This window comes from Bacillus cereus group sp. BfR-BA-01356 (assembly GCF_022663635.1).
Classification (GTDB): domain Bacteria; phylum Bacillota; class Bacilli; order Bacillales; family Bacillaceae_G; genus Bacillus_A; species Bacillus_A cereus.
The window spans coordinates 1-1164 of record NZ_JAKUFX010000272.1 but is presented as its reverse complement, the minus strand read 5'-3'; the positions used below and the strand labels follow the sequence as shown (position 1 = coordinate 1164).

Here is a 1164-nt window from a genome sequence, read left to right as displayed (position 1 = left end):
TCTTGGCTATTAAACCACTTTTGCAACTTATGATTTTTATATTCGTATTTTTGTACCCACTTTAAGATTTCTTCTCTGTAACGGACAATATGGCCACTATACCAAAGAGTAAACAAGATCATAAAGACTGTAGGTAAAAAGACAAAAATCATAGTAAGTGTTTGAAAATTCCCAGTTAAGACATGACCTATGGCTTCATACTCACCAAAGTTAACATGTTTTGCTTTATTCATAAGATAAGGAATAACCTTTGCATGGATCGGAGCAGTTGCAAACCATAAAAATTGAATATCAACTGCAATATGAGAAACAATTAAAATTATTAATTTCCCATTTTTCACATGCAAAGCAGGAATACGGCTGTAAAACCTAAAACTGAATTCTCCTAAAAGCAAAGAGAAGAACATTAAAATAAGCGGTACATATGTAATTTCTATAGGATAAGACGGTGGTTCAAATGCATAGTATAGTAACTTGATGTAGTTTACTAAACCGAATCCGAATGAAAGGATAAATCCGCTAATTAAGGAAATTGTAGTGTATAATGGTAATCTTTTCTTAGATGTCTCCATAAAGGTTCACCTACTTTTTAAAGACATAGTTGAGCTTTATGGTGTAATGTAAAACGATTATGAAGTTCTGGCCTGAATTGTTCCTTTGATTTTTTTAGAAAGAACTTCGCTGCATCTTCAGTTTGTTTTAAATATAAGTCAATACTATCTCCTTCACACAATTGGTTATATTCTTCTTGAGAAAGTACTGCAATATTTATCTCTAGTTTGTTATTCGTTGCAGTTTCAATTATTACATCGTACCAATAATAATTAGGTTTTCCTGGAATTTTGATATCTTGTAGGGAAACGCAAAATTTAGCTCCCCCTTCTGTAATATGTTTAAGGACTAGTTCTGGAGTTTTAAATGCTTCTCTTGCTGAGAGCACTCCCCCAGTAGTTGTTGCAAATTGTAAGTTCATTGTCATTTTCCACTTCCACCTTTCTCCATACAAAAAAAGGCAAGCGACACCCACTGTAAAAACAGCGTGTGTCGCTTGCCTTAATTTCATATGTTCTGATTTGATTGTAGTTTTGAGTGTTTAGTTCAAACGTTATTCTATCACCTTAAATAATAAAAATCAATAAAGTTATATAAAAGTATATAAAAAAT

At 32.0% G+C, this 1164-nt stretch carries 1 protein-coding gene and 1 pseudogene; both read right to left on the bottom strand.

What is annotated here, in order from left to right; genetic code table 11:
• Nucleotides 1-572, bottom strand: a pseudogene (locus tag MR168_RS32935) (DNA translocase FtsK); the annotation flags it as partial.
• A gap of 17 nt (nt 573-589) precedes the next feature.
• A complete protein-coding gene (locus MR168_RS32930; RefSeq protein WP_080019643.1) occupies nt 590-1063 on the bottom strand; it encodes a hypothetical protein in 474 nt (157 codons plus the stop codon).
• Nucleotides 1064-1164 lie beyond the last annotated feature (101 nt).